The sequence below is a fragment of the Shimia fortis genome (genome assembly GCF_040225985.1).
Taxonomy (GTDB): Bacteria; Pseudomonadota; Alphaproteobacteria; order Rhodobacterales; family Rhodobacteraceae; genus Shimia.
Window position 1 is genome coordinate 47,815 of the sequence record NZ_JBBPEU010000003.1, and the last position, 21,192, is coordinate 69,006.

General features: G+C 61.9%; 21 protein-coding genes. 13 read left to right on the forward strand and 8 right to left on the reverse strand.

The window, feature by feature from the left end; translation table 11 throughout:
- The first annotated feature begins 21 nt into the window (after window positions 1-21).
- Window positions 22-603 carry a retropepsin-like aspartic protease family protein gene (locus WNE31_RS06790; protein ID WP_349978960.1) on the forward strand — a complete coding sequence of 194 codons (582 nt, stop codon included), beginning with the start codon at window positions 22-24 and terminating at the stop codon, window positions 601-603.
- 69 nt (window positions 604-672) lie between these two features.
- Here the strand turns inward: WNE31_RS06790 and WNE31_RS06795 are convergent, their stop codons facing one another.
- Window positions 673-1,155: a DNA polymerase III subunit chi gene (locus WNE31_RS06795; protein WP_349978961.1), complete on the reverse strand. Its 483-nt coding sequence runs from the start codon at window positions 1,153-1,155 to the stop codon at window positions 673-675.
- A 1-nt stretch (window position 1,156) separates the two neighbouring features.
- Window positions 1,157-2,641 (reverse strand): leucyl aminopeptidase, encoded by a 1,485-nt coding sequence (locus WNE31_RS06800; RefSeq protein WP_463407421.1) that lies wholly within the window; start codon window positions 2,639-2,641, stop codon window positions 1,157-1,159.
- Window positions 2,642-2,770: 129 nt separating this feature from the next.
- On the opposite strand from WNE31_RS06800, the gene lptF reads away from it, so the two are divergent.
- From lptF to rsmA, 6 genes are read left to right on the forward strand one after another with little or no spacing between them, the layout of a single operon-like run.
- Window positions 2,771-3,892, forward strand: coding sequence for an LPS export ABC transporter permease LptF (gene lptF, locus WNE31_RS06805; protein ID WP_349978962.1), 1,122 nt, complete (start codon window positions 2,771-2,773; stop codon window positions 3,890-3,892).
- The gene (gene lptG / locus WNE31_RS06810; RefSeq protein WP_349978963.1) at window positions 3,889-4,986 is read left to right on the forward strand and encodes an LPS export ABC transporter permease LptG; all 1,098 of its coding nucleotides are present in this window, start codon (window positions 3,889-3,891) and stop codon (window positions 4,984-4,986) included. Before lptF ends, lptG begins: the two co-directional genes overlap by 4 nt.
- Entirely contained in the window at window positions 4,983-7,175 is a 2,193-nt protein-coding gene (locus tag WNE31_RS06815) for an LPS-assembly protein LptD (protein ID WP_349978964.1), read from the forward strand. Before lptG ends, WNE31_RS06815 begins: the two co-directional genes overlap by 4 nt.
- 7 nt (window positions 7,176-7,182) lie before the next feature.
- A complete protein-coding gene (locus WNE31_RS06820; RefSeq protein WP_349978965.1) occupies window positions 7,183-8,409 on the forward strand; it encodes a peptidylprolyl isomerase in 1,227 nt (408 codons plus the stop codon).
- Window positions 8,410-8,411: 2 nt separating this feature from the next.
- A complete protein-coding gene (pdxA, locus tag WNE31_RS06825) occupies window positions 8,412-9,386 on the forward strand; it encodes a 4-hydroxythreonine-4-phosphate dehydrogenase PdxA (protein ID WP_349978966.1) in 975 nt (324 codons plus the stop codon).
- Between the two features lie 22 nt (window positions 9,387-9,408).
- Window positions 9,409-10,251 carry a 16S rRNA (adenine(1518)-N(6)/adenine(1519)-N(6))-dimethyltransferase RsmA gene (gene rsmA, locus WNE31_RS06830; RefSeq protein ID WP_349978967.1) on the forward strand — a complete coding sequence of 281 codons (843 nt, stop codon included), beginning with the start codon at window positions 9,409-9,411 and terminating at the stop codon, window positions 10,249-10,251.
- A gap of 50 nt (window positions 10,252-10,301) precedes the next feature.
- On the opposite strand, the gene WNE31_RS06835 is transcribed toward rsmA, so the two are convergent.
- The 3 genes from WNE31_RS06835 to prfA form a co-directional block, all read right to left on the reverse strand.
- Window positions 10,302-10,874, reverse strand: coding sequence for a DUF4167 domain-containing protein (locus tag WNE31_RS06835; protein WP_349978968.1), 573 nt, complete (start codon window positions 10,872-10,874; stop codon window positions 10,302-10,304).
- A gap of 217 nt (window positions 10,875-11,091) precedes the next feature.
- Window positions 11,092-11,925 carry a peptide chain release factor N(5)-glutamine methyltransferase gene (gene prmC / locus WNE31_RS06840; protein ID WP_349978969.1) on the reverse strand — a complete coding sequence of 278 codons (834 nt, stop codon included), beginning with the start codon at window positions 11,923-11,925 and terminating at the stop codon, window positions 11,092-11,094.
- Window positions 11,922-12,977, reverse strand: a complete 1,056-nt coding sequence (gene prfA, locus WNE31_RS06845) for a peptide chain release factor 1 (RefSeq protein ID WP_349978970.1) — start codon at window positions 12,975-12,977, stop codon at window positions 11,922-11,924. The genes prmC and prfA overlap by 4 nt, the downstream gene beginning before the upstream one ends.
- 62 nt (window positions 12,978-13,039) lie before the next feature.
- On the opposite strand from prfA, the gene WNE31_RS06850 reads away from it, so the two are divergent.
- Window positions 13,040-13,366: a hypothetical protein gene (locus tag WNE31_RS06850; protein WP_349978971.1), complete on the forward strand. Its 327-nt coding sequence runs from the start codon at window positions 13,040-13,042 to the stop codon at window positions 13,364-13,366.
- Here WNE31_RS06850 and WNE31_RS06855 read toward each other — a convergent pair.
- The 3 genes from WNE31_RS06855 to WNE31_RS06865 all read right to left on the reverse strand — a co-directional run bounded on the left by WNE31_RS06855 (window position 13,289) and on the right by WNE31_RS06865 (window position 16,136).
- Entirely contained in the window at window positions 13,289-13,693 is a 405-nt protein-coding gene (locus tag WNE31_RS06855; RefSeq protein WP_349978972.1) for a DUF1499 domain-containing protein, read from the reverse strand. The two genes, WNE31_RS06850 and WNE31_RS06855, sit on opposite strands and share 78 nt — an antisense overlap.
- 152 nt (window positions 13,694-13,845) lie before the next feature.
- On the reverse strand, window positions 13,846-14,805 hold the full coding sequence (gene speB, locus WNE31_RS06860) for an agmatinase (protein WP_349978973.1): 960 nt from the start codon (window positions 14,803-14,805) through the stop codon (window positions 13,846-13,848).
- Between the two features lie 170 nt (window positions 14,806-14,975).
- Entirely contained in the window at window positions 14,976-16,136 is a 1,161-nt protein-coding gene (locus WNE31_RS06865; protein WP_349978974.1) for a M20 aminoacylase family protein, read from the reverse strand.
- Window positions 16,137-16,200: 64 nt separating this feature from the next.
- Here WNE31_RS06865 and mazG point away from each other — a divergent pair, with 64 nt between their 5' ends.
- From mazG to WNE31_RS06890, 5 genes are all read left to right on the forward strand, one after another.
- Complete coding sequence (mazG, locus tag WNE31_RS06870; protein WP_349978975.1) at window positions 16,201-17,016, forward strand: nucleoside triphosphate pyrophosphohydrolase; 816 nt, start codon at window positions 16,201-16,203, stop codon at window positions 17,014-17,016.
- Window positions 17,017-17,107: 91 nt separating this feature from the next.
- A complete protein-coding gene (locus WNE31_RS06875) occupies window positions 17,108-18,121 on the forward strand; it encodes a Fe(3+) ABC transporter substrate-binding protein (protein ID WP_349978976.1) in 1,014 nt (337 codons plus the stop codon).
- Between the two features lie 209 nt (window positions 18,122-18,330).
- Window positions 18,331-19,272: a nucleoside hydrolase gene (locus WNE31_RS06880; RefSeq protein ID WP_349978977.1), complete on the forward strand. Its 942-nt coding sequence runs from the start codon at window positions 18,331-18,333 to the stop codon at window positions 19,270-19,272.
- The gene (locus WNE31_RS06885) at window positions 19,269-19,718 is read left to right on the forward strand and encodes a GNAT family N-acetyltransferase (RefSeq protein WP_349978978.1); all 450 of its coding nucleotides are present in this window, start codon (window positions 19,269-19,271) and stop codon (window positions 19,716-19,718) included. Before WNE31_RS06880 ends, WNE31_RS06885 begins: the two co-directional genes overlap by 4 nt.
- 8 nt (window positions 19,719-19,726) lie before the next feature.
- A complete protein-coding gene (locus tag WNE31_RS06890; protein ID WP_349978979.1) occupies window positions 19,727-21,133 on the forward strand; it encodes a protein adenylyltransferase SelO in 1,407 nt (468 codons plus the stop codon).
- Window positions 21,134-21,192 lie beyond the last annotated feature (59 nt).

Below are 21,192 nucleotides of genomic sequence, written 5' to 3' on the forward strand. Positions count from 1 at the left end.
GAAAGAAAGCAAGAGGTGCCCATGAGTGGCGATCAGATCGGGCAATTGACATATCTGGTAGTGTTGGGGGCTGCGGTGGTGTTCTGGTTCGTGACCAGCCACCGCCAGTCCTTTGGCAAAACCGTACAACAGGCGCTGGCCTGGATCCTGATCGGGCTGGGGCTGGTGGCGGCCTACGGGTTCTGGGACGACATCCGCAGCACCGTCACCCCGAGTGCGGCCAGTTTCGAAAGCAACGGCCAGATCGAGATTCCGCGCGGGCCGGACGGGCATTATCACATGACGGTCGAAATCAACGGCGCGCCGATCCGTTTTATCGTCGACACCGGCGCAACGCAGATCGTGTTGAACAAGGCCGACGCCCGCCGGATCGGGATGGACCCCGAAACCCTGCCTTATTTCGGACGCGCCATGACCGCCAATGGCGAAGTGCGCACCGCGCCGGTGCGGCTGGACGAGATGCGCGTGGGCGACATCGTCGACCGGAACGTGCCCGCGCAGGTCAACGAGGGCGAACTGGGCAAATCATTGTTGGGCATGACCTATCTGCAAAAATTCCGACAGGTGACGATTGTCGACAACACGCTGATCCTGCAGAGATAAAGCCGCACTTGATGTGCGTGGGGATGGGTCGGATTTGAGTATTTTTGGCAAGATGAAGACCGGGACGCTTTAAGAGAGGCTGTTAGCTTTCTGCTTTTTCAGCTTTTTCTCCCATCGACCACTTTCTTCGGACCAGTATTGTGCCGCACATCCCGCGTCGGTCAGCGCCTTCCACTGGGTGCGGGCATGGGCGACGGCGTCCAAGTCATGGCCGTCGAACAGAATGCAGACACGGTCTGCGGCGCGCACCTCGTCCGGTGTGACCGGCGCGCCGTCGATCGACATCAGGCACCCTGCGGCATTGCCGTTGCTGCTGCTCTCATGGGTCAGCAAAACCGGCTGGTCGGCGTCATGGGGACCCCCGGCCAGCCCGTGTGGCAGAAAGCTCTCATCGCCCTGCAACCACAGCTTCTGGTCCAGCCAGTCCATACGGTCTGCGCTGCGGCCCCGTACCAGAATGCGCCAGCCTGCGCCGCGCGCCTTGCCGATCAGCATCGGCAAGGTGACGTCGATGGGCTGGCGCGTCAGGTGATAAAAAAAGGCCGCGCCCAAATCACCCGGCCTCGTCTTTGCTTTCGAACCGGTCGGCAACCAGACGGTCCAGCGCCATCACGCCCCAGCCCGTGGCGCCCGCGGGCGCATAGGTGGTGGCGGCCTTGACACTGGCGACCCCCGCGATGTCGAGATGGATCCACGGCACGTCATCGGACACGAAGCGGTGCAGGAATTCCGCTGCGGTGATCGACCCCGCCGGGCGTCCGCCAGTGTTTTTCATGTCGGCGATGCGGGATTTCAGCATGTCGTCATAGGCCGGTGCCAGTGGCATCCGCCACGCGCCTTCGCCCTCTTGCCGCGCGGCGCGCAGGAAGGCGTTGCAGAAAGCATCGTCATTCGAGAACACGCCCGCATTTTCATGCCCCAGCCCGATGATGATGGCTCCGGTCAGCGTCGCCAGATCCACCATCGCGGCCGGCTTGAACCGCTGTTGTGTGTAGTGCAGAACGTCACACAGCACCAACCGCCCTTCGGCGTCGGTGTTGATGACCTCGATCGTGTCGCCCTTCATGGATTTGACCACGTCGCCGGGACGGGTCGCCTTGCCCGAGGGCATGTTCTCGACAAGGCCCACCAGACCGACCACATTGGCCGGGGCCTTGCGCAGCGCCAGCGCGCGCATCACGCCCGAAACAACGCCCGCACCGCCCATATCCATGGTCATGTCTTCCATACCCGCGGCCGGTTTCAGCGAAATGCCACCGGTGTCGAACACCACGCCCTTGCCGATCAGGGCCAGCGGGGCGGCGTCTTTCTCGCCGCCCTTCCACTGCATGACTACCACTTTGGACGGGCTTTCCGATCCTTCCCCCACCGAGAGAAGCGCGCCCATGCCCAATTCGGCCAGCTTGTCTTCTTCCAGAATCTCTACCTCAAGACCCAGCGCGGCCATGTCGGCGAGGCGGTTGGCGAATTCGGTGGTGGTCAGCACATTGGCCGGTTCATTGGTCAGATCACGGGTAAAGAACACGCCGTCCGCCACGGCCAGCATCGGCGCGGCCTGCGCCGAAATCTCGTCAGGCCTGGTGACCATCATGCGCACCGCGCGGGGGTCTTCCTTGGGATCGGCACTGCGGTGATCTTCAAATTCATAGTCGCGAAGGGCAATGCCCATGGCCAGAGACGCGGCGCGCCGATGCGCCCCGGCACAGACCAAAAGCGGGGATGTGCCACGCAGCTTTGCCAGCGCCACACCGGCCTTGCGCGCCTCGACCGGCGTGCAGTTGCGCTCGAGGAACATCACGTCCAGCGCCTCGGCGGCCATGCCCGCAGGGAAGGCAATGGTGGTGACGTCGCCGGACTTGGCCTTTTCGGCCTTGGCGTCGATCACGCGCTGGACCGCGCCACGGGTCAGACGGTTGGCACGGCGGGCGGCCACGTCCATCCGGCCCTCGCGCGTGACCAGCACGGCCACACGGCCCTCGGCCCCTGCCAGCACATCGCCGTCGACCTCTTCGAAATTCACGGAAACGGGTTTGACCACGTGTTTTACTCCCTGTTGTGTGCCTCAGTCCTAGCGTGCCACCGTCCCCTTGACCAGATAGCAGTTTTCCCCGCCGTTTGTTTCCACTAAACTGCCGCCAAAACAGGCAGGAATTGGGGGCCGTCACACGTGAGCAGATTCGACAGATATGTGCTGTCGCAGCTACTGGTCCTGTTCGGATTCTTCTCGCTGATCCTTGTGGCTGTCTACTGGGTCAACAGCGCGGTCGAACTTATGGACCTCTTGATTGCCAATGGCCAGTCGACCTCGGTGTTCCTTGAGTTCACGGTGCTGAGCCTGCCCGGAATCATCCGCCACGTGATCCCATTTTCGACCTTTGCGGCGACGGTCTATGTCATCAACCGCCTGAGTAGTGAAAGCGAGTTGACGGTGATGCAGGCCACCGGGTTCAGCCCGTGGCGCCTTGCCCGGCCTGTCATGCTGTTTGGCGTGATCATTTTCGTGATGATGTCGACGCTGACGCATTACCTCGTGCCAAGTTCACTCTATCAGTTCAACCTGCGGCAGGCAGAGGTCAGCCAGAACCTGACCGCGCGCCTGCTGACCGAGGGTGAATTCCTGCATCCGACCGATGGCGTGACCTTCTATATCCGTGACATCACGCCCGAAGGCGTTCTGAAGGACGTCTACCTGTCGGATCGGCGCGACGATGAACAGATCAGCACCTACACCGCCGCCGAGGCCTATCTGGTGAACGATGCTTCGGGCGCGAAACTGGTGATGGTGGACGGGCTTTCGCAAATCCTCGTGCAGCCGGGCGGGCGTTTATTCACCACGAATTTTTCGGATTTCACGTATGATATCAGTAGCCTGATCCGCAAACCTGCGATTGTCCGGCAATCCATCCGTTATATGCCGACAGGGCAGCTTTTGACGCGCAGCTACGAGATTGCCGATGAATTGAACACCAATCGCGGCGATATCTTGGAAGAAGCGCATTCCCGTTTTGGGCAACCCCTCACCAGCGCCCTTGCCGCGCTGGTGGCCTTTGGTACGTTGCTTTTGGGCGGCTACAGCCGGTTCGGCGTGTGGAAACAGATCGTGCTGTCTTTCGTCATGCTGATCTCGCTTGAGATCGTGCGTAGTGCGGTGCTGGATCCGGTGCGGGCCAATGGGGATTTGTGGCCCCTAATCTATCTCCCCGCGGCTCTGGGCCTGTGCCTTGCGCTGGTTCTCTTGTCCCTGTCGGCCTATCCGCCGTCCATGTTCAAACGACGAGGGGCAGCATGACGATCCACTTTTATTTCGCCCGCAAATTCATCTGGGTCTTTCTGGGCATTTCGGCGCTGTTCCTCGCGCTGCTGGGGCTGGTCGATCTGATGGACCACCTGCGCCATTTCGATGTCGAGCAGATCGGGTTTGACCAGGTGCTGCGCCTGACCCTGTTGAATGCACCGGCCTCAATGTACCAGATCCTGCCGCTCTTGGTGATCCTGTCGGCGGTGGCCCTGTTCCTGAGCCTTGCAAGGTCCAGCGAACTGGTGGTGGTGCGCGCCTCGGGGCGGTCGGCGCTGGTGTCGCTTTTGTCGCCGGTCATGGTGGTGTTCTTGATGGGGGTCGTATCGGTCACCATGCTGAACCCGATCGTGGCGCTGACCTCGTCGCGCTTTAGCGAACTGAAAGAGAGCTTTGATTACGGTGGCAGAAGTGCCTTTTCGGTATCGGATCAGGGGCTTTGGCTGCGCCAGGGCAGCGACCGCGGCCAGGCGGTGATCCATGCTGACCGCACGAACCCGGATGCCTCGTATTTCTATGACGTGACCATTGTGCTTTATGCCAAGGATGGTGGCCCGGTGACGCGGATCGAGGCCGAGGCCGCCGCGCTGGATGAGGGCGCGTGGGAGCTTTACAACGCCAAGGCCTGGCCTCTTCATGCGGGGCTGAACCCCGAAGAAGGGTCCAAAACACACGAGTTGCTGCGCGTCGAAAGCAGCCTGACACGGGACCGTATCCGCGACAGCTTCGGGTCGCCTGCCGCGATTTCGATCTGGGATCTTCCCGAGTTCATCGGCGATCTGGAAGAGGCCGGATTTTCGGCGCGGCGCCATCAGGTCTGGTTGCAGATGGAATTGGCCCAGCCCCTGTTCCTTGTCGCGATGATGATGATTGCCGCGGCCTTTACCATGCGCCACACCCGCGCCGGACGCACCGGCCTTGCAGTGCTGGGGGCAGTGATGACCGGCTTTGGCATGTACTACGTGCGTAACTTTGCGCAAATCCTTGGCGAGAATGGACAAATTCCCGTGGCACTGGCCGCGTGGGCGCCCCCGTTTGCAAGTGTCATGTTGGCACTGGGGCTTTTGTTGCATATGGAGGACGGATGACGCCCCTTGTTCGGATTCTCTGTCTTGCGGCCCTCGGGGCCACGGCAACTCCGGTTGCAGCGCAAGAGATTCCGCCAGCTGTCAAGGAAAATGCCTCGCAAAACGTGGTGCTAATCGCGGACAGCGTGCAGGTGACCGTCGACAACCGCCTTATCGCCAAGGGCAATGTCGAAGCACTTCAAGGGGATGTGCGGATCGAAGCCAAGCAGATCGAGTATGACGGCAGCGCCGACATCGTGCGCGTGACCGGCCCGATCCGTCTGTCGCAAGGGGATCACACCCGCATCATCGCCAGCTATGCCGAGATGGACACTGCGTTCCGCAACGGGTTGCTGCGCAGCGCCCGCGTGGTGCTGAACCAGCAGTTGCAACTGGCTTCGAACCAGCTGAACCGCGTTGAAAACCGCTATAATGTGCTGACCAAGACCACGGTCAGTTCCTGCCGCGTCTGCGCGGATGATCTGAATGCCGCGCCGCTGTGGCAGATTCGCGCCCAGCGGGTGGTGCACGACCAGCTGGAACGACAGATCTATTTCGACCACGCACAGGTGCGCGTTCTGGACGTGCCGATCTTCTATTTTCCGCAACTGCGCCTGCCCGACCCGACCCTGGACCGGGCGCGCGGTTTCCTGATCCCGGAACTGAACCAGAGCAGCCTTCTGGGATTTGGCGCCAAGGTGCCCTATTTCTTTCCCATCGGGGAATCCAAGGACCTGACGCTGACCCCCTATCTGGCGGACAAGACCCGTACCATGGAGTTCCGCTATCGGCAGGCGTTCAAGCAGGGACGGATCGAGTTCAACGGCGCGGTTTCGGATGATGACATCTACCCCGACCAGCCACGTGGCTACCTGTTTGGCGAAGGGCATTTCTATTTGCCGCGTGATTACACGCTGACCTTCGACATCAAGGCGACCTCGGACGAGGCATATCTGATTGATTACGACTATTCAGACGATGACCGGCTGGAAAGCGACATCACCGTGCGTCGGGTGAAACGGGACGAGAACACGCGCTTTGCGCTGATCCATTACAACTCGCTGCGGGACACCGAAGACAACGACACGATCCCGACGATCATCGGCGTGGCCGAAACCGAGCGGCGGTTCTTCCCCAAGGCGATTGGCGGCGAAGGGCGCTGGTCGGTGTTGTTGCATCACCACCACCGGACCTCGGATCTGGATGTCGACAGCGGCGACCCCGACACCATCGTGGACGGGCGCGACGTGACGCGGGCTAATGCGAACCTGTGGTGGCGGCGCAACTGGACCATGTCGAGCGGGTTGCGCGCGGGTCTGACCACGCAATTGACTTTTGACGCCTTCCAGACCGATGACGACGCCACCCGCGACGGGTTCGAAAGCCAGTTCACCCCGAGCGTCGCAGCGGACCTGCGCTGGCCCTTCAGCAAGGTGTCGCCTTCGGGCGTGTCCTATATCATCGAACCAGTGGCAATGATCGGCTATAGCGGAGGCGACACACTGAACGTGGCCAATGACGAAAGCTCGCGCGTGGAGTTTGACGAGGGCAACCTTCTGTCCCTGTCGCGCTTTCCTGCGGGCGACCGGCGCGAACGTGGGGCGCAGGCGGCGCTGGGGCTGAACTGGTCGCGGATCGACCCGGATGGCTGGCAGGCCTACCTATCTTTCGGGCAGGTGTACCAGAAAGACGTGCATCCCGATTTCACCACCAGTTCCGGCTTATCGCAATCGCCGTCGGATTTCCTGATCGCGGGCCAGTTCCGCAACAATAACGGGCTGACCTTCACTGCGCGTGGTTTGTTTGACGGTTTCAGCGGGCTGAACAAGGCCTCGGCCCATGCGGCGTGGAGCAACGAAAAACTGTGGCTGGTCGGCAGCTATGTCTGGCTGGGGGCCGATCCGGCAGAAGGGCGTGCCGACAAGGTGGCCGAATGGACGCTGGATTCGCGCTATCGTTTCAGCCGCCATTGGACCGGCCTTCTGGACTGGCGCTATGATCTGGCCAGCGACCAGTCCGCCGAAGCGGGGATCGGCCTTGAATACCGCAACGAATGTGTTCTGGTCGGGCTGGATGTCTCGCGCAGCTTTATCACCAACACCAATGTCGAACCGCGTACAAGTGTGGGCCTGACAATTTCTTTCCTTGGCTTTAGTGTCAATTCCAAGGACAAGAGCTATCACCGCACGTGCAGTAACAAAGCAGGGTAACCGCAACATGATTTCATTCCGCCCTCTGGCCCGCCTGACGACCGCGCTGGCAGTGTGTGCCGCCCTGACCGGCCCTTTGGTGGCCCAGGATTTTTCCGCTGCCGTGACCGTCAATGACCGCGTTGTCACCAATTTCGAAATCGAACAGCGCGCACTGCTTCTGTCGATCATGAACGCCCCCGGCAATGCCCGCAAACAGGCCAAGGAACAGTTGATCAACGAACGTCTGCAATTGCAGGCCGCCGAAATAAACGGAATCCAGCCCAGCGAAGAAGGCGTGCAGGCCGGCATTCAGGATTTTGCCCGCCGGGTGAACATGCAGCCGGAAGAACTGATCAAGGCGCTGGAAACCGAGGGGCTGTACGAGGACTCGCTGCGCGATTTCCTGTATGCCCAGATTGCCTGGCGCGGCGTGATCCAAACCCGCTTTGGCGCGCAGGCCAATATTTCCGAGGAAGAGATCGACCGTGCCGTGGCATCGAATACCGGCACCGGCGGCATCAATGTCTTGCTGTCCGAAATCGTGATCCCGATCACGCCGCAAACGGCCCAGCAGGTGCAGTCGCTTGCGTTGCAGCTGTCGGAAATCACCGAGATCGACCAGTTTGCCGAAGCGGCCCTGCAATATTCGCAATCCCGCACCAAGGATGAAGGCGGGCGCATCGACTGGATGTCGGTGACGAACCTGCCGCCCGAATTGCGCCCGCAGATCATGGCGCTGAAACCAGGCGAGGTGACTGCGCCCTACCCCTTGCCCAATGCCGTGGCCCTGTTCCAGCTGCGCTCGATGCGCGAAACCGGGCGCCGCGCCCCGTCTTACTCGGCAGTGGAATATGCCGCCCTGTCGCTGCCCGGCGGACGGACCGAGGAAAACCTCGGGCTGATGCGCCGGATTCTGGACGATCTCGACACCTGTGACGATCTTTACGGGCTGGCCAAGGATCTACCGCGCGACAATCTGATCCGTGAATCCGTGACTCCCGGTGAAGTGCCCCGCGATCTGGCGGTGGAACTGGCCAAGCTGGACGAAAACGAAGTCTCGACCAACGTCGTGCGCCGCACCGCCGCGGGCGAGCCGGTTCTGGTGCTTCTGATGTTGTGCGGTCGAACCGTCGCCCTTGGCGAAGAGGTCTCGCGCGAGGACGTGGCGAATTCCCTGCGCAACCAGCGCCTGCAATCCTATGCGGATGGCTATCTGGCGCAGCTGCGCTCGGAAGCCATTATCGTGGAGTAAACATGACCGCCCCCATCGCGCTCAGCTGTGGTGAACCGGCCGGTGTCGGATTGGAACTTGCGGTCAAAGCCTGGGAACGCCTGCGCGAAGAGGTGCCATTTTTCCTGATCGCGGATCCCCGCCATCTGGGCGCGTCTGTGCCACTCGCGGAAATCGAGACGCCGGCAGAGGCCCTGTCGGTGTGTAAGAGGGCATTGCCGGTCCTGCCTCTGGATTTTGGCGGCGAGGCCGTGCCAGGGTCGCCCGATCCGACCAACGCCAAAGGTGTGATGGAGGCGATTGCCCTTGGCGCGCGCCTGGCGATGGAGGGCGCCGCAAGCGCGCTTTGCACCGCGCCGATCCACAAGAAGGCGCTTAAAGACGGCACCCTGTTTCCGTGGCCAGGCCACACAGAATACCTTGCCCATCTGGCCGGGGTCGAGAATGTCGTGATGATGCTGGCCAGTGACCAGCTGCGCGTGGTACCGACCACGATCCATATCGCGCTGGCCGATGTGCCCGCGGCACTGACGCCAGACCTGCTGCGTCGCACGCTCGAGATCACGCGTGCGGGTCTTGTCGACCAGTTTGGCATCAAAGCGCCGCGCATCGCAGTCGCAGGACTGAACCCGCATGCGGGCGAAGGTGGTGCCATGGGCCGAGAGGACATGAGTGTGATTGCGCCGGTTGTCGACTCGTTGCGCGCCGAAGGCTGGGACATCACAGGTCCGCTGCCCGCCGACACCATGTTCCACGCCGCAGCCCGCGCCCGCTATGACGCGGCGGTCTGCATGTATCACGATCAGGCGCTGATCCCGATCAAGACGCTGAATTTTGATCGCGGTGTGAACGTCACACTTGGCCTGCCCTTTATCCGCACCTCGCCCGATCACGGCACAGCCTTCGACATTGCCGGCAAAGGCATCGCCAATCCCTCCAGCCTGATCGAGGCGCTCAAACTTGCAGCGGCAATGGCGGCATCGAGGGCGGGCATTTGAGTATCTTAGCAAAGAAGAAGACATGAGCGGCATCGATAGCCTTCCCCCGTTGCGCGACGTGATTGCCGAGCATGGGCTTTCAGCGCGCAAATCGCTGGGACAGAATTTCCTGTTGGACCTGAATCTGACAGCCAAGATCGCACGGCAGGCGGGCGATCTTTCGGAATGTGACGTGCTGGAAATCGGGCCCGGCCCGGGCGGGCTGACCCGGGGCCTGCTGGCCGAGGGCGCGCGCAAGGTGCTGGCCATCGAGAAAGACACCCGCTGCATGCCGGTGCTGGACCAGATCGGTGCGGCCTATCCCGGCCGGCTGGAGGTCATCAACGGCGATGCTCTCGAGATTGATCCTCTGGCGCATCTGACCCCGCCCATCCGCATCGCCGCCAACCTGCCCTATAATGTCGGGACCGAGCTTCTGGTGCGCTGGCTGACCCCAAAGGACTGGCCCCCGTTCTGGCAAAGCCTGACCCTGATGTTCCAGCGCGAGGTGGCCGAACGGATCGTGGCCCAGCCCGGCAGCAAGGCCTATGGGCGGCTTGCGATCCTGTCGCAATGGCGTGCGGACGCCAAAATCGTGATGAGCCTGCCGCCGGGGGCCTTTACCCCACCGCCCAAGGTGAGCAGCGCAGTGGTACACCTGACCGCCCTGCCCGAGCCCCGTTTCCCGGCCGACGCGCGCGTTCTGAGTCACGTGGTCGCCAAGGCGTTCAACCAGCGCCGCAAGATGCTGCGCGCGGCCCTCAAGGGCGTGGCGCCCGAGATCGAGGACCGTTTGCTGGCGGCGGGGATCAAACCCACGGAACGCGCCGAACAGGTCTCGCTGGAACAGTTCTGCGCCCTCGCACGGGAAGTCGCCAAGGCGTGACCATAGCCTGAACGAAAAAGACCCGAAGCCTTGGCTTCGGGTCTTTTCTTTTATTCGGCCGCCTCAGGACTTTCCGGTGCCGGTTTGTCCTCGGATTTGGATTCTTTCTTTGGCGCGGGTTTGCGGCGCGGCTTGCGTGTTGTCTTGGGCTTTTCTTCCGCCTTAGTCTCGGGCGTTTCCACCAGACCGGCGTCGCCGCTGCCTTCTGCGATCTCGATCACGTCCGGTTGCGGGGCATCTGCCGGATCGGGGTTCGCATCATTGCCGCCGCCATTGGCTTCACGTTCCTGACGCTCCATCCGTTCCTGACGCTCGCGGTCACGTTCGGCCTGGCGTTCACGGTTCTGGCGTTCCTGTTCTTCGCGGCGCGCTTCTTGTTCGCGCTGTGCCTCGGACAGCATGCGCAGGTAATGTTCAGCGTGCTGCTGGAAATTCTCGGTCGCCACGCGGTCATTGGCAAGCTGGGCGTCGCGGGCGAGTTGGTTGTATTTGTCAATAATCTGTTGCGGCGTGCCACGCACCTTGCCCTCGGGACCCGAGCTGTCAAACACCCGGTTGACGATATTGCCTGAGGGACGGTTGCGATTGTTCTTGTTCCGCGAACGGGATTTTGAAGATCTCATTTTTGTTGCTGTCCAGCCTTGGTCACAAAATCGGTCGTTATACCCGTTTCGCGCCCCTTGCGCTCAAAAACCGGGAATCGACTTTTTGGCTTGATGTCCTGCGGGACCGGCGGTGTCACCATCTTCGCAAGGACATTTCCTGAGTAATCGGGTCTGGCACTGCATACAAGGGCCTAAGTGTTAATTCATGGCGAAAATGCAGGTTTTTTTGCCAAACTCACGCAATTGTCGCGGTCACCACACGATCGCGGCCGTCCAGATCGGCGAGGATCTGCACATGGCTCAGCCCCGCTTCGCGAAAGATCGCCACCACGTCTGGTCCCTGTTTCCAGCCGATTTCCACCATGAGACGCCCCGCCGGTGTGAGGTGGCGCGGCGCATCTTCAGCGATGGTGACATAAGGTGACAAGCCATCCCCACCCGGTGTCAGCGCAAGATGCGGATCATGGTTCAGAACCTCGGGCGCAAGGTCGCGCATCTCGGTTTCGGAAATATAGGGCGGGTTCGACAGGATCAGGTCGAACTGACCGATCACCCCGTGAAACCAGTCCGCCTGTTGCAGGGTCAACCGGTCCGCTACGCCATGGGTTGTGGCATTTGCCGCCGCCACGCGCAGGGCGGCAGGGCTGACATCCGTGGCCAGCGCCGTTGCCCCGGCACATTCCAGCAACAGGGTTACGGGCAGGATGCCCGATCCGGTGCCAAGGTCCAGAATACGGCGCGGCGCGGGGCCTTTAAGGGCTTCTGCGATCAGGGTTTCGGTTTCGGGGCGCGGGTCCAGAACGGCCTCGCTCACTTGAAAATCGCGCCCCCAGAAGGCGCGCCGCCCGATGATCTTCGAGACCGGTTCGCGATGGCAGCGGCGTGTCAACGCCGCGTCGAACCGGGCCTGCTGTGCCGCAGTCAATTCGAGATCCGGTTCCAGAGACAATCGCGCGGGCGGCAAGCCCACCGCATCGGCCAGCAAAGCGCGCGCATCGCGTTCGGGCCCGTGGATCCCGGCATCGCGCAGACGGGCCATCCCGTCCTGCAACGCCTTGCGCAGGATCACGCCGCAATCTCCGCAAGCATCCGCGCCTGATCGTCTGCGGTCAGTGCGTCGATGATCTCGTCCAGATCGCCGCCCATGACCGCATCCAGCTTGTATAGCGTCAGGTTGATGCGGTGATCCGTCATCCGGCCTTGGGGAAAGTTGTAGGTGCGTATGCGTTCCGACCGGTCGCCCGACCCGACCTGCGACTTGCGATCGGCGGACCGCGCGCTGTCGATCCTCTGGCGTTCCAGATCATACAGCCGCGTTTTCAGAACCTGCATCGCGATCTCGCGGTTGCGATGCTGGGATTTCTCGGAACTGGTCACGACGATCCCCGAGGGAATATGCGTGATCCGCACGGCAGAATCGGTGGTGTTGACGTGCTGCCCGCCCGCCCCCGAGGACCGCATCGTATCAATCCGGATGTCATTGGCATCAATCTGGATATCCACATCCTCGGCCTCGGGCAGAACCGCGACGGTCGCTGCCGAGGTATGGATACGCCCACCGCTTTCGGTTTCGGGCACGCGCTGCACGCGATGCACGCCGGATTCATATTTCAGCCGGGCAAAAACGTTCTCGCCCTTGATATGGGCGACGACCTCTTTGATGCCGCCAAGCTCGGTCTGCTGTTCCTCGATGATCTCGACCTTCCAGCCCCGCGCCTCGGCATAGCGTTGATACATGCGCAGCAGGTCACCCGCGAACAGCGCGGCCTCGTCCCCCCCGGTGCCAGGCCGGATTTCCACCATGGCCGGGCGCGTGTCAGCCTCGTCCTTGGGCAAAAGCGCAAGTTGCAGCGCGTGCTCCGCCTCGGGCAGCCGCTGTTTCAAGGCCGGCAGTTCTTCTTCCGCCAGTTCGCGCATGTCAGGGTCATCCAGCATGCTCTCGGCCTCTTCCAGATCAGCCAGCAACTGGCGATAGGCCGCGATCTGTTCGACCACCGGTTTCAGGTCGGCATATTCCTTGGCCAGCCGCGCGATATCCTCGCCCGCCGTGCCCTCTGCCATCTGCGCCTCGAGAAACTCGAACCGCTGCTTGATCTGTTCTAGACGCTCAATAGGAACCATAAGGGTAAGTGGGCCAATCCGCAGACTTGGTCAAGGGGGCGGAGTGGTGTAGATTGTCCCCCATGCGAGGATTTCTGATCATATCGGCCCTGACACTGGCCGCCCTGCCCGCCGCTGCAGACTATAACCTCAACGGCAAGGTCATCGACTGCTACTGCACCGACAGTTCCGGCGCGCGGGTCGATCTGGGGGAAACCATCTGCCTTCAGGTGGACGGGCGCATGTTCATGGCGCAATGCCAGATGTCGCTCAACGTACCGATGTGGCGCGAGGTGTCCGAAGGTTGCCTGTCCTCGGGCCTGTCATCGCCCTCAATAGGCGCGCAAAGCATCGATCCAGGCATCGACACGGGTCGCGTTGACGCCGAAATCACGCCGCCCAAATCGTGAACGCGCATAGATCAGCACCTCTTCCCCGTCCTGCTGTACCGTCGTGTAGTCCGGAAAGCCGACCATCCGTGTGCGGCTGATAAAGGTGATCATGCCACTGTCAACGGACCCCGCCAGAACATCGGTGCGCGGGTCGGCGGCGGCAATCGCCTGAAACCGCTCGAGCCCGCCTGCGCCGGTCATCACACGGCGGGTCACACCATTGCCAAACGTCTTGTCCGCCTCGACCTTCGGGGGTACGTGCCAGATTTCGGGCCGGCTGGGGGCCAGCCGGATATAGGCCAGCATCACCAGTGCAAGGATCGCAATTCCCCAGACAAGCGTCATCCCAGTCCCTTTCAAAATCCGCAGCACCGCCATCTCCCTTGAAATCCCTGGAAGACCTGGCGCAGTCGCAACTTATTTCAATACGACCATGTAACCCACGAAGGCCCGCTTCGCCAAGCCCGGGATGGGCCCCGTGATGCCGCAGGGGCGCGCTAGCGGCGCGTCGCCCCCCAGATCTGCAACAGTTCGGTCGCTATATGCGCCCCGGCAATCGCCGTGGCCCCGGTCGTGTCAAACGGTGGCGACACCTCGACAATATCGCCTCCTACCATATTGATCCCGGCAATGTCGCGCAGGATATGCGCCGCCTGCGCACTGCTCAGCCCGCCCCAGACCGGCGTACCCGTGCCCGGCGCAAAGGCCGGATCCAGACAGTCGATGTCGAAACTCACATAGGTCGGGTTGTCGCCAAGGATATCCTTGATTTTTACCACCACCGCTGCGGGGCCGGTGTCATGCACCTCGCGCGCATCAATGATTTGCACCCCAAGCGGGTCTTCATTCACCGTTCGGATGCCCACCTGAACCGACCGTGCCGGATCCACGATGCCGCTTTTGACCGCCTTGTAGAACATTGTGCCATGGTCGATCCGCTCCATGTCATCATCGGCCCAGGTGTCGGTATGGGCGTCGAACTGCAACAGCGACAGCGGGCCGTATTTCTCGGCATAGGCTTTCAGGATTGGGAAGGTGATGTAATGGTCGCCGCCCAGAACAAGGCTCGCCGCGCCCGCCGACAGGATGCCGCGGATATGCTCGGTCAGGGCCGCCGGAAAATCCTGCACCCGCGCGTAATCAAAGGCCAGATCGCCGTAATCGACGATGTTGAACGCCTCCATCACGTTGTAATCCCAGCCGTAAGGCGCATCCGGGCTTTGCAGCGCCGAGGCCTCGCGGATTGCGCGCGGACCCAGCCGCGTGCCGGGCCGGTTGGTCACCGCCTGGTCAAAGGGCACGCCGGTCACGGCAATATCAACCCCGCTCAGATCCTTGCTATAGCGGCGGCGCAGGAACGAGGTCGCCCCGCCAAACGTGTTCTCGAAACTGCACCCGCGCATGTCGCGCCGGGTGAACGCCTCGTCCACCTGTGTTTTTGCATCTTCCAGTGCCATCTGCACCCCCGTCGTAAAATTTGATCAAATTCTGAACAAGACAGGAGCCCCCGTCAAGTCAAACCGCAAGCCCGCACTTTTTCTTGGGACAAATACCTCGGGGGTCCGGGGGCAGCGCCCCCGGGGCTCACTGCGGTCCGGCGGCAGCGTCCCCATTCCGGCCTGCCCCCTCAGACCGGCTGGGCCGTCTCGACCAGCCGCGCGAAAAACGACGCGCCGACCGGCGAAATCTCGTCGTTGAAATCATAGTTCGGATTGTGCAACCCCGCGCCCGGCCCCTGGCCGAGAAACAGATAGGCCCCGGGCCGCGCCTGCAGCATATAGGCAAAATCCTCGGCGCCCATTTCCTTGCCCGTATTGTCCTGCACCGCGTGATCGCCCGAAATCTCGCGCGCTACATCTGCGGCAAATCCCACTTTTGCCGGATCATTGACCGTTGCGGGATAGCCGCGCTCGTAGCGCAGCGTGGCGCTCACGTCGAAACTGGCGCCATGGCCTGCCACGATCTGTTCCATGCGACGGATGATCATGTCTTGCACCTCGGGCTCGAAGGTGCGCACGGTTCCGTTCAGATAGGCCGTGTCGGGGATCACGTTATCGGTACTGCCGCTATGGACCTGCGTCACAGACACCACGGCCTCTTGCCGCGTGTCGTGATTGCGGCTGATGATGGTCTGGAAGGCCTGCGCAATGGCAATCGCGGCGACCACCGGATCGGCAGTCTCTTGCGGATAGGCGCCATGTCCGCCGCGCCCCTGAATATCGACGTGGAATTCGTCTACCGCAGCCATGATCGGCCCCGGCGTGGTATAGAAATGGCCGGTTTCGATCTCGGGCACATTATGCAGCGCATAGACCTGATCAATGCCGAACCGGTCCATGATGCCTTCCTCGACCATCACACCGGCCCCGCCGCCGCCTTCTTCGGCGGGCTGAAAGATCAGCGCCACGCGCCCCGAGAAATTGCGCGTTTCGGCCAGATATTTCGCAGCCCCCAGCAACATCGTGGTGTGCCCGTCATGGCCGCAGGCATGCATCGCCCCCGGCACGGTGGAAGCATGGTCCAGCCCCGTGGTTTCGGGCATGGGCAGCGCGTCCATATCGGCGCGCAGCCCGATCGTGCCGCCCGCGCCCTGCCCGTTCACAATGGCCACCACGCCGGACGTCGCGATGCCTTCGTGAATTTCGTCTACACCGAAGTCGCGCAACCGATCCACCACGAAGCGCGCGGTTTTATGACAGTCAAATTCCAGTTCGGGATGGGCGTGCAGGTGCCGCCGCCAGGTTTTCATCTCGTCTGCATAGGCGGCAATGCGATTGAGCACAGGCATGGGGTGGACTCCGGGTTGGGCTTCATCTGATATGCAACTGAACACCGGAATAAGGGGAACTGCAATGGCCGACGATCTGATCCACAACCCCAAGGGCGGCATGCCGCGCCTGCTGGAAATCATGCGCCGCCTGCGCGATCCCGAGACCGGATGCCCCTGGGATATCGAACAGGATTTCGCAACGATCGCCCCCTACACGATCGAGGAAGCCTACGAGGTGGCCGACGCCATCGACCGGGAAGCCTGGGACGAATTGAAGGGCGAATTGGGCGATCTTCTGTTCCAGTCCGTGTTCCACGCCCAGATGGCGGCCGAACGGGGGTTGTTCACCTTTGACGAGGTCGCCGACACCATGTCGGACAAGATGGTCGCCCGTCACCCCCATGTGTTCGGCGATGAAAGCCGGGATAAATCCGCAGACCAGCAGACCCGCGATTGGGAAACGATCAAGGCCGCCGAACGCGCCGGGAAGGCGCAAAAAGGCACGCTGGACGGGGTGGCGGTGGGTCTGCCCGCTTTGCTGCGGGCCGTGAAATTGCAAAAACGCGCCGCGCGGGTCGGGTTTGACTGGCCTGATATCGGGCAGGTTGTGGACAAGATCGTCGAAGAGGCCGGAGAGCTTGCCGAGGCGCGCGACCGCATGACCCAGACCGAGATCGAGGAAGAGTTCGGCGACATGCTGTTCGTGATGGCCAATCTCGCACGCCATCTTGACGTGGACCCAGAAGCGGCCCTGCGCGCCACCAACGCCAAGTTCATCCGCCGCTTTGAAGGGATCGAGGCCAGGCTGGCCGAAGCCGGCAAAACCCCCGCCGAGTCAACGCTCGCCGAAATGGATGCGCTCTGGGATGCGGTGAAGGCCGACGAGAAGCGAAAATAGATACCTGAATGTTTTATTCAGGTATTGACCCAACAAAAATGCTCGGGTATTTCAGGACCAATCGAAACCGCGAAAACGAGAGCATTCACACATGTTGTCCAAGTTCAAAACCGCCCTCTTTGCCACCACCGCCATGGCCATCGCTGCGCCTGCAGTCGCTGACGAGGTCAATGTCTATTCCTATCGGCAGCCCGAATTGATCAAGCCGCTGACCGATGCCTTCACGGAAGAGACCGGCATCAAGGTAAACGTCGCCTATCTCAAGAAGGGCATGATCGAGCGGATGCAGGCCGAGGGCGAGCGTTCCCCTGCGGATCTGGTTCTGACGGTGGATATCTCGCGTCTGGCCGCCGTGGTTGACGCGGGCCTGACGCAAGCCGTGGAAAGCGATGTTCTCAAGGCCAACGTGCCGGATCTTTACCACGATCCCGAAGGCCACTGGTGGGGTCTGACCACACGCGCGCGGATTGTCTATGCCTCGAAAGACCGCGTCGCCGAGGGCGAAGTCACCACCTATGAAGACCTGGCCGATCCCAAATGGAAGGGGCGCATCTGCACCCGCTCTGGCACCAATGCCTATAACGTCGCGCTGACCTCGGCCGTGATTCACCACCTCGGTGAGGACGGTGCCAAAACCTGGCTGGAAGGCGTGAAAGAAAACCTTGCCCGCAAACCGCAGGGCAATGACCGCGCACAGGTCAAGGCGATCTGGGCCGGCGAATGCGACATCGCGATCGGCAACACCTATTACATGGGCAAGATGCTGAATGACGAAGAGCAGAAGGAATGGGCCGAAAGCGTCAACGTGGTCTTCCCGACCTTTGAAGGCGCTGGCACACACGTGAACATTTCGGGTGTGGCTATGGCCAAACACGCCCCCCACCCTGAAGCTGCGCTCAAGATGATGGAATTTCTGACTTCGCCCAAGGCGCAGGAAGTCTATGCCAAGGCCAATTTCGAATACCCGATCGCACCGGGCACCGCGCCCGACGCGTTGGTACAGGGCTGGGGTGACTTCACCGCGGATGACGTCAATCTGATGGATCTCGCCAAACTGCGTCCGGCTGCGCTGAAGCTCACCGAAGAAGTGGATTTCGACGGGTAAGTTCTCGAGTGGTTTCAGTCATTTGAAGGCGCCCTTTTGCGGGCGCCTTTTTCATGAAAGCGCGCAGGCGCGCTGTGCGAGGCGCTGCCTCGCGCTCCGAGGTATTTGGCCAAGAAAAAGCACATGTGCCGATTTTTGCCGAGGGGCGTGGACAAGACGTGTCGTCTGTGGCCAAAGTCGCGGGCAGACACGGACAGGAAAGGTGCCGCATGGCCGCGCGAAAAATCATCATCGACACGGATCCCGGACAGGACGATGCCGTTGCCATTCTTCTGGCACTGGCCAGCCCCGACGAGATCGAGGTTCTGGGCATCACTGCGGTGGCGGGCAATGTGCCCCTACCCCTGACGCAGAAAAATACGCGTATTGTCTGTGAGTTGGCCGGCAAAGCTGATGTAAAGGTCTTTGCCGGATGTGATCGCCCGCTGGGACGCGATCTGGTCACGGCCGAACATGTGCATGGCAAGACAGGGCTGGACGGGCCGGACCTGCCCGATCCGGTGATGCCCCTGCAAAAGCAACACGCGGTGGATTTCATCATCGACACCCTGCGCGCGCATGAGGCTGGCTCCGTCACCCTTTGTCCGCTTGGGCCCCTGACCAATATCGCGATGGCGTTTGAGAAAGCGCCGGATATCGTGGGAAAGGTTCAGGAAATCATCCTGATGGGTGGCGCTTATTTCGAAGTGGGCAACATTACCCCCGCCGCCGAGTTCAACATCTATGTCGATCCGCAGGCCGCCCATATCGTGTTTTCCTCGGGCGCACCGATCGTGGTGATGCCGCTGGACGTGACCCACAAGGCGCTCGTCACAACGCCGCGCAACGATGCCTTCCGGGCCTTGGGCACGCGCGTCGGGATCGCGGTGGCCGAGATGACCGATTTCTTCGAACGCTTTGACAAGGAAAAATACGGCAGCGCCGGGGCGCCGCTGCACGACCCCTGCGTCACCGCCTATCTGATCCGGCCCGACCTGTTTTCAGGCCGTCATATCAATGTCGAGATCGAAACCCGCTCGGAACTGACGCTGGGCATGACGGTTGCGGACTGGTGGGGCGTGACCGATCGCACGCCCAATGCCCTGTTCATCGGGGATGTGGATGCTGACGGATTCTTCGACCTTCTGACCGAGCGGCTGGCCCGGCTATGAGCGCAGCCCTGCACCTCGCCCGTCCCGAGAATATCGAACGGCTTTTGCCCCTGGTTGCCGCGTTTCACGCGGCAGAGGGCATATCCCGGACCGAGGACCAGCGGCGCGCGGCGCTGATGCCCTTGCTGGAAGGGTCACCCCTTGGGGCGGTATACCTGATCGGGCCGACCCGCGCGCCCATCGGCTATATCGTGATCACTTTCGGCTGGTCGGTAGAGTTCGGCGGCATGGACGCCTTTGTGGACGAGCTGTTCATCCGCCCCGCCGTGCGCGGCCGCGGCATTGCGACCGAGGTACTGATCACCCTGCCCAAGGCACTGGCCGAGGCGGGGGTCAAGGCGCTGCATCTTGAAGTGGATCGGGACAACAGCGCCGGACAACGGCTCTATGCCAAGACTGGTTTTCGCGCACGTGACCCCTACATGCTGATGACACGCGAATTGTGAGTTGCCCCATGGCCCTGCAGATCCCCTTTGACAACAGTTATGCACGCCTGCCAGACCGGCTGTTTGCGCGGGTGGCGCCGGTGCCCGTGGCCGCGCCCGAGCTTCTGGCGTTCAACCATCCGCTGGCGCGCGAACTGGGCATCACCGGCACCGAGGATATTGACGAACTGGCCCGCGTGTTCGGCGGCAATACCGTGCCCGACGGGGCCGATCCTTTGGCACAGCTTTACGCCGGGCACCAGTTCGGGCACTGGAACCCTCAACTGGGCGACGGGCGCGCGGTGCTTCTGGGCGAGGTCGCGGGGTTTGATCTGCAATTGAAAGGCTCGGGGCGCACGCCCTATTCGCGCAATGGCGACGGACGCGCCTGGATTGGACCGGTGCTGCGGGAATTCGTGGTCAGCGAAGCGATGCATGCCCTTGGCATTCCCACGACCCGCGCCCTTGCGGCGGTCGCAACCGGTGAAACAATCCGGCGCGAAACGGAATTGCCGGGCGCGGTTCTGACCCGTGTTGCCAGCAGCCACATCCGTGTTGGCACCTTCCAGGTGCTGGCCGCGCGACAGGACATCGAAGGGCTGCGCGCCCTGTTCGACCATGCCGTGGCACGTCATTTTCCCGAGACCCGGGATCCGGGCGAATTTCTGCAGGCGGTTGTGAGGCGGCAGGCCGCGCTTGTCACGCAGTGGATGTCCGTCGGCTTTATTCATGGGGTGATGAACACCGACAACTGCGCGATCTCGGGCGAAACCATCGACTATGGACCCTGCGCCTTCATGGATGCCTATCACCCGATGACGGTGTTTTCCTCAATCGACCGTAGCGGGCGTTATGCCTATGCTGCGCAGGCCGATATCATTGTGTGGAACATGGCCCAACTGGCCACGGCACTGGTGCCGCTGATGCCGGATGCCGACGCCGCAGTGACCCGCTTTACCGGCATCATCCACGAGATGCCGGCGCTTCTTCAAGACATGTGGACCGGCACATTGTTGCGCAAAATCGGCATCGTGCACCCACAGCCGGAAGATGACGCGCTGGCCACCGACCTGTTGCAGATGATGATGGAACAGGGCGCGGATTTCACCAACACCTTCGCCGCCCTCACGACCGGCACAGCCCGCGACCAGTTCACTGACCGCGATGCCTTCGACCCGTGGTTCGCCAAGTGGCAGACGCGCCTAGAACGTGAAGACGCCCCGCAAGAGGTCATGCGCACTGCGAACCCTGTGCTGATCCCGCGCAACCACCGCATCGAAGAGATGATCGCGGCGGCCGTCACTGGCGACATGGCGCCGTTTTCGCGCCTGATGGCGGCCCTGGCCGCGCCGTTTGACGACAATGCCGAGATCGCCGATCTGCGCCGCCCCCCAGCCGAGGCCGAACGCGTCCGTGCAACTTTCTGCGGCACCTGATCTTCACCTTGGTGAAAATACTCCGGGGTGAATTGGCCGAAGGCCAAGAGGGGCAGCGC

Coding starts and splice junctions, on each gene's coding strand:
- mazG (WP_349978975.1), top strand. CDS start 16,201: ATGGCCGACGATCTGATCCACAACCCCAAGGGCGGCATGCCGCGCCTG.
- WNE31_RS06850 (WP_349978971.1), top strand. CDS start 13,040: ATGCGAGGATTTCTGATCATATCGGCCCTGACACTGGCCGCCCTGCCC.
- WNE31_RS06865 (WP_349978974.1), bottom strand. CDS start 16,136: ATGCCTGTGCTCAATCGCATTGCCGCCTATGCAGACGAGATGAAAACC.
- WNE31_RS06880 (WP_349978977.1), top strand. CDS start 18,331: ATGGCCGCGCGAAAAATCATCATCGACACGGATCCCGGACAGGACGAT.
- WNE31_RS06855 (WP_349978972.1), bottom strand. CDS start 13,693: ATGACGCTTGTCTGGGGAATTGCGATCCTTGCACTGGTGATGCTGGCC.
- prfA (WP_349978970.1), bottom strand. CDS start 12,977: ATGGTTCCTATTGAGCGTCTAGAACAGATCAAGCAGCGGTTCGAGTTT.
- WNE31_RS06890 (WP_349978979.1), top strand. CDS start 19,727: ATGGCCCTGCAGATCCCCTTTGACAACAGTTATGCACGCCTGCCAGAC.
- WNE31_RS06885 (WP_349978978.1), top strand. CDS start 19,269: ATGAGCGCAGCCCTGCACCTCGCCCGTCCCGAGAATATCGAACGGCTT.
- rsmA (WP_349978967.1), top strand. CDS start 9,409: ATGAGCGGCATCGATAGCCTTCCCCCGTTGCGCGACGTGATTGCCGAG.
- lptG (WP_349978963.1), top strand. CDS start 3,889: ATGACGATCCACTTTTATTTCGCCCGCAAATTCATCTGGGTCTTTCTG.
- pdxA (WP_349978966.1), top strand. CDS start 8,412: ATGACCGCCCCCATCGCGCTCAGCTGTGGTGAACCGGCCGGTGTCGGA.
- WNE31_RS06835 (WP_349978968.1), bottom strand. CDS start 10,874: ATGAGATCTTCAAAATCCCGTTCGCGGAACAAGAACAATCGCAACCGT.
- speB (WP_349978973.1), bottom strand. CDS start 14,805: ATGGCACTGGAAGATGCAAAAACACAGGTGGACGAGGCGTTCACCCGG.
- WNE31_RS06820 (WP_349978965.1), top strand. CDS start 7,183: ATGATTTCATTCCGCCCTCTGGCCCGCCTGACGACCGCGCTGGCAGTG.
- WNE31_RS06875 (WP_349978976.1), top strand. CDS start 17,108: ATGTTGTCCAAGTTCAAAACCGCCCTCTTTGCCACCACCGCCATGGCC.
- WNE31_RS06815 (WP_349978964.1), top strand. CDS start 4,983: ATGACGCCCCTTGTTCGGATTCTCTGTCTTGCGGCCCTCGGGGCCACG.
- WNE31_RS06790 (WP_349978960.1), top strand. CDS start 22: ATGAGTGGCGATCAGATCGGGCAATTGACATATCTGGTAGTGTTGGGG.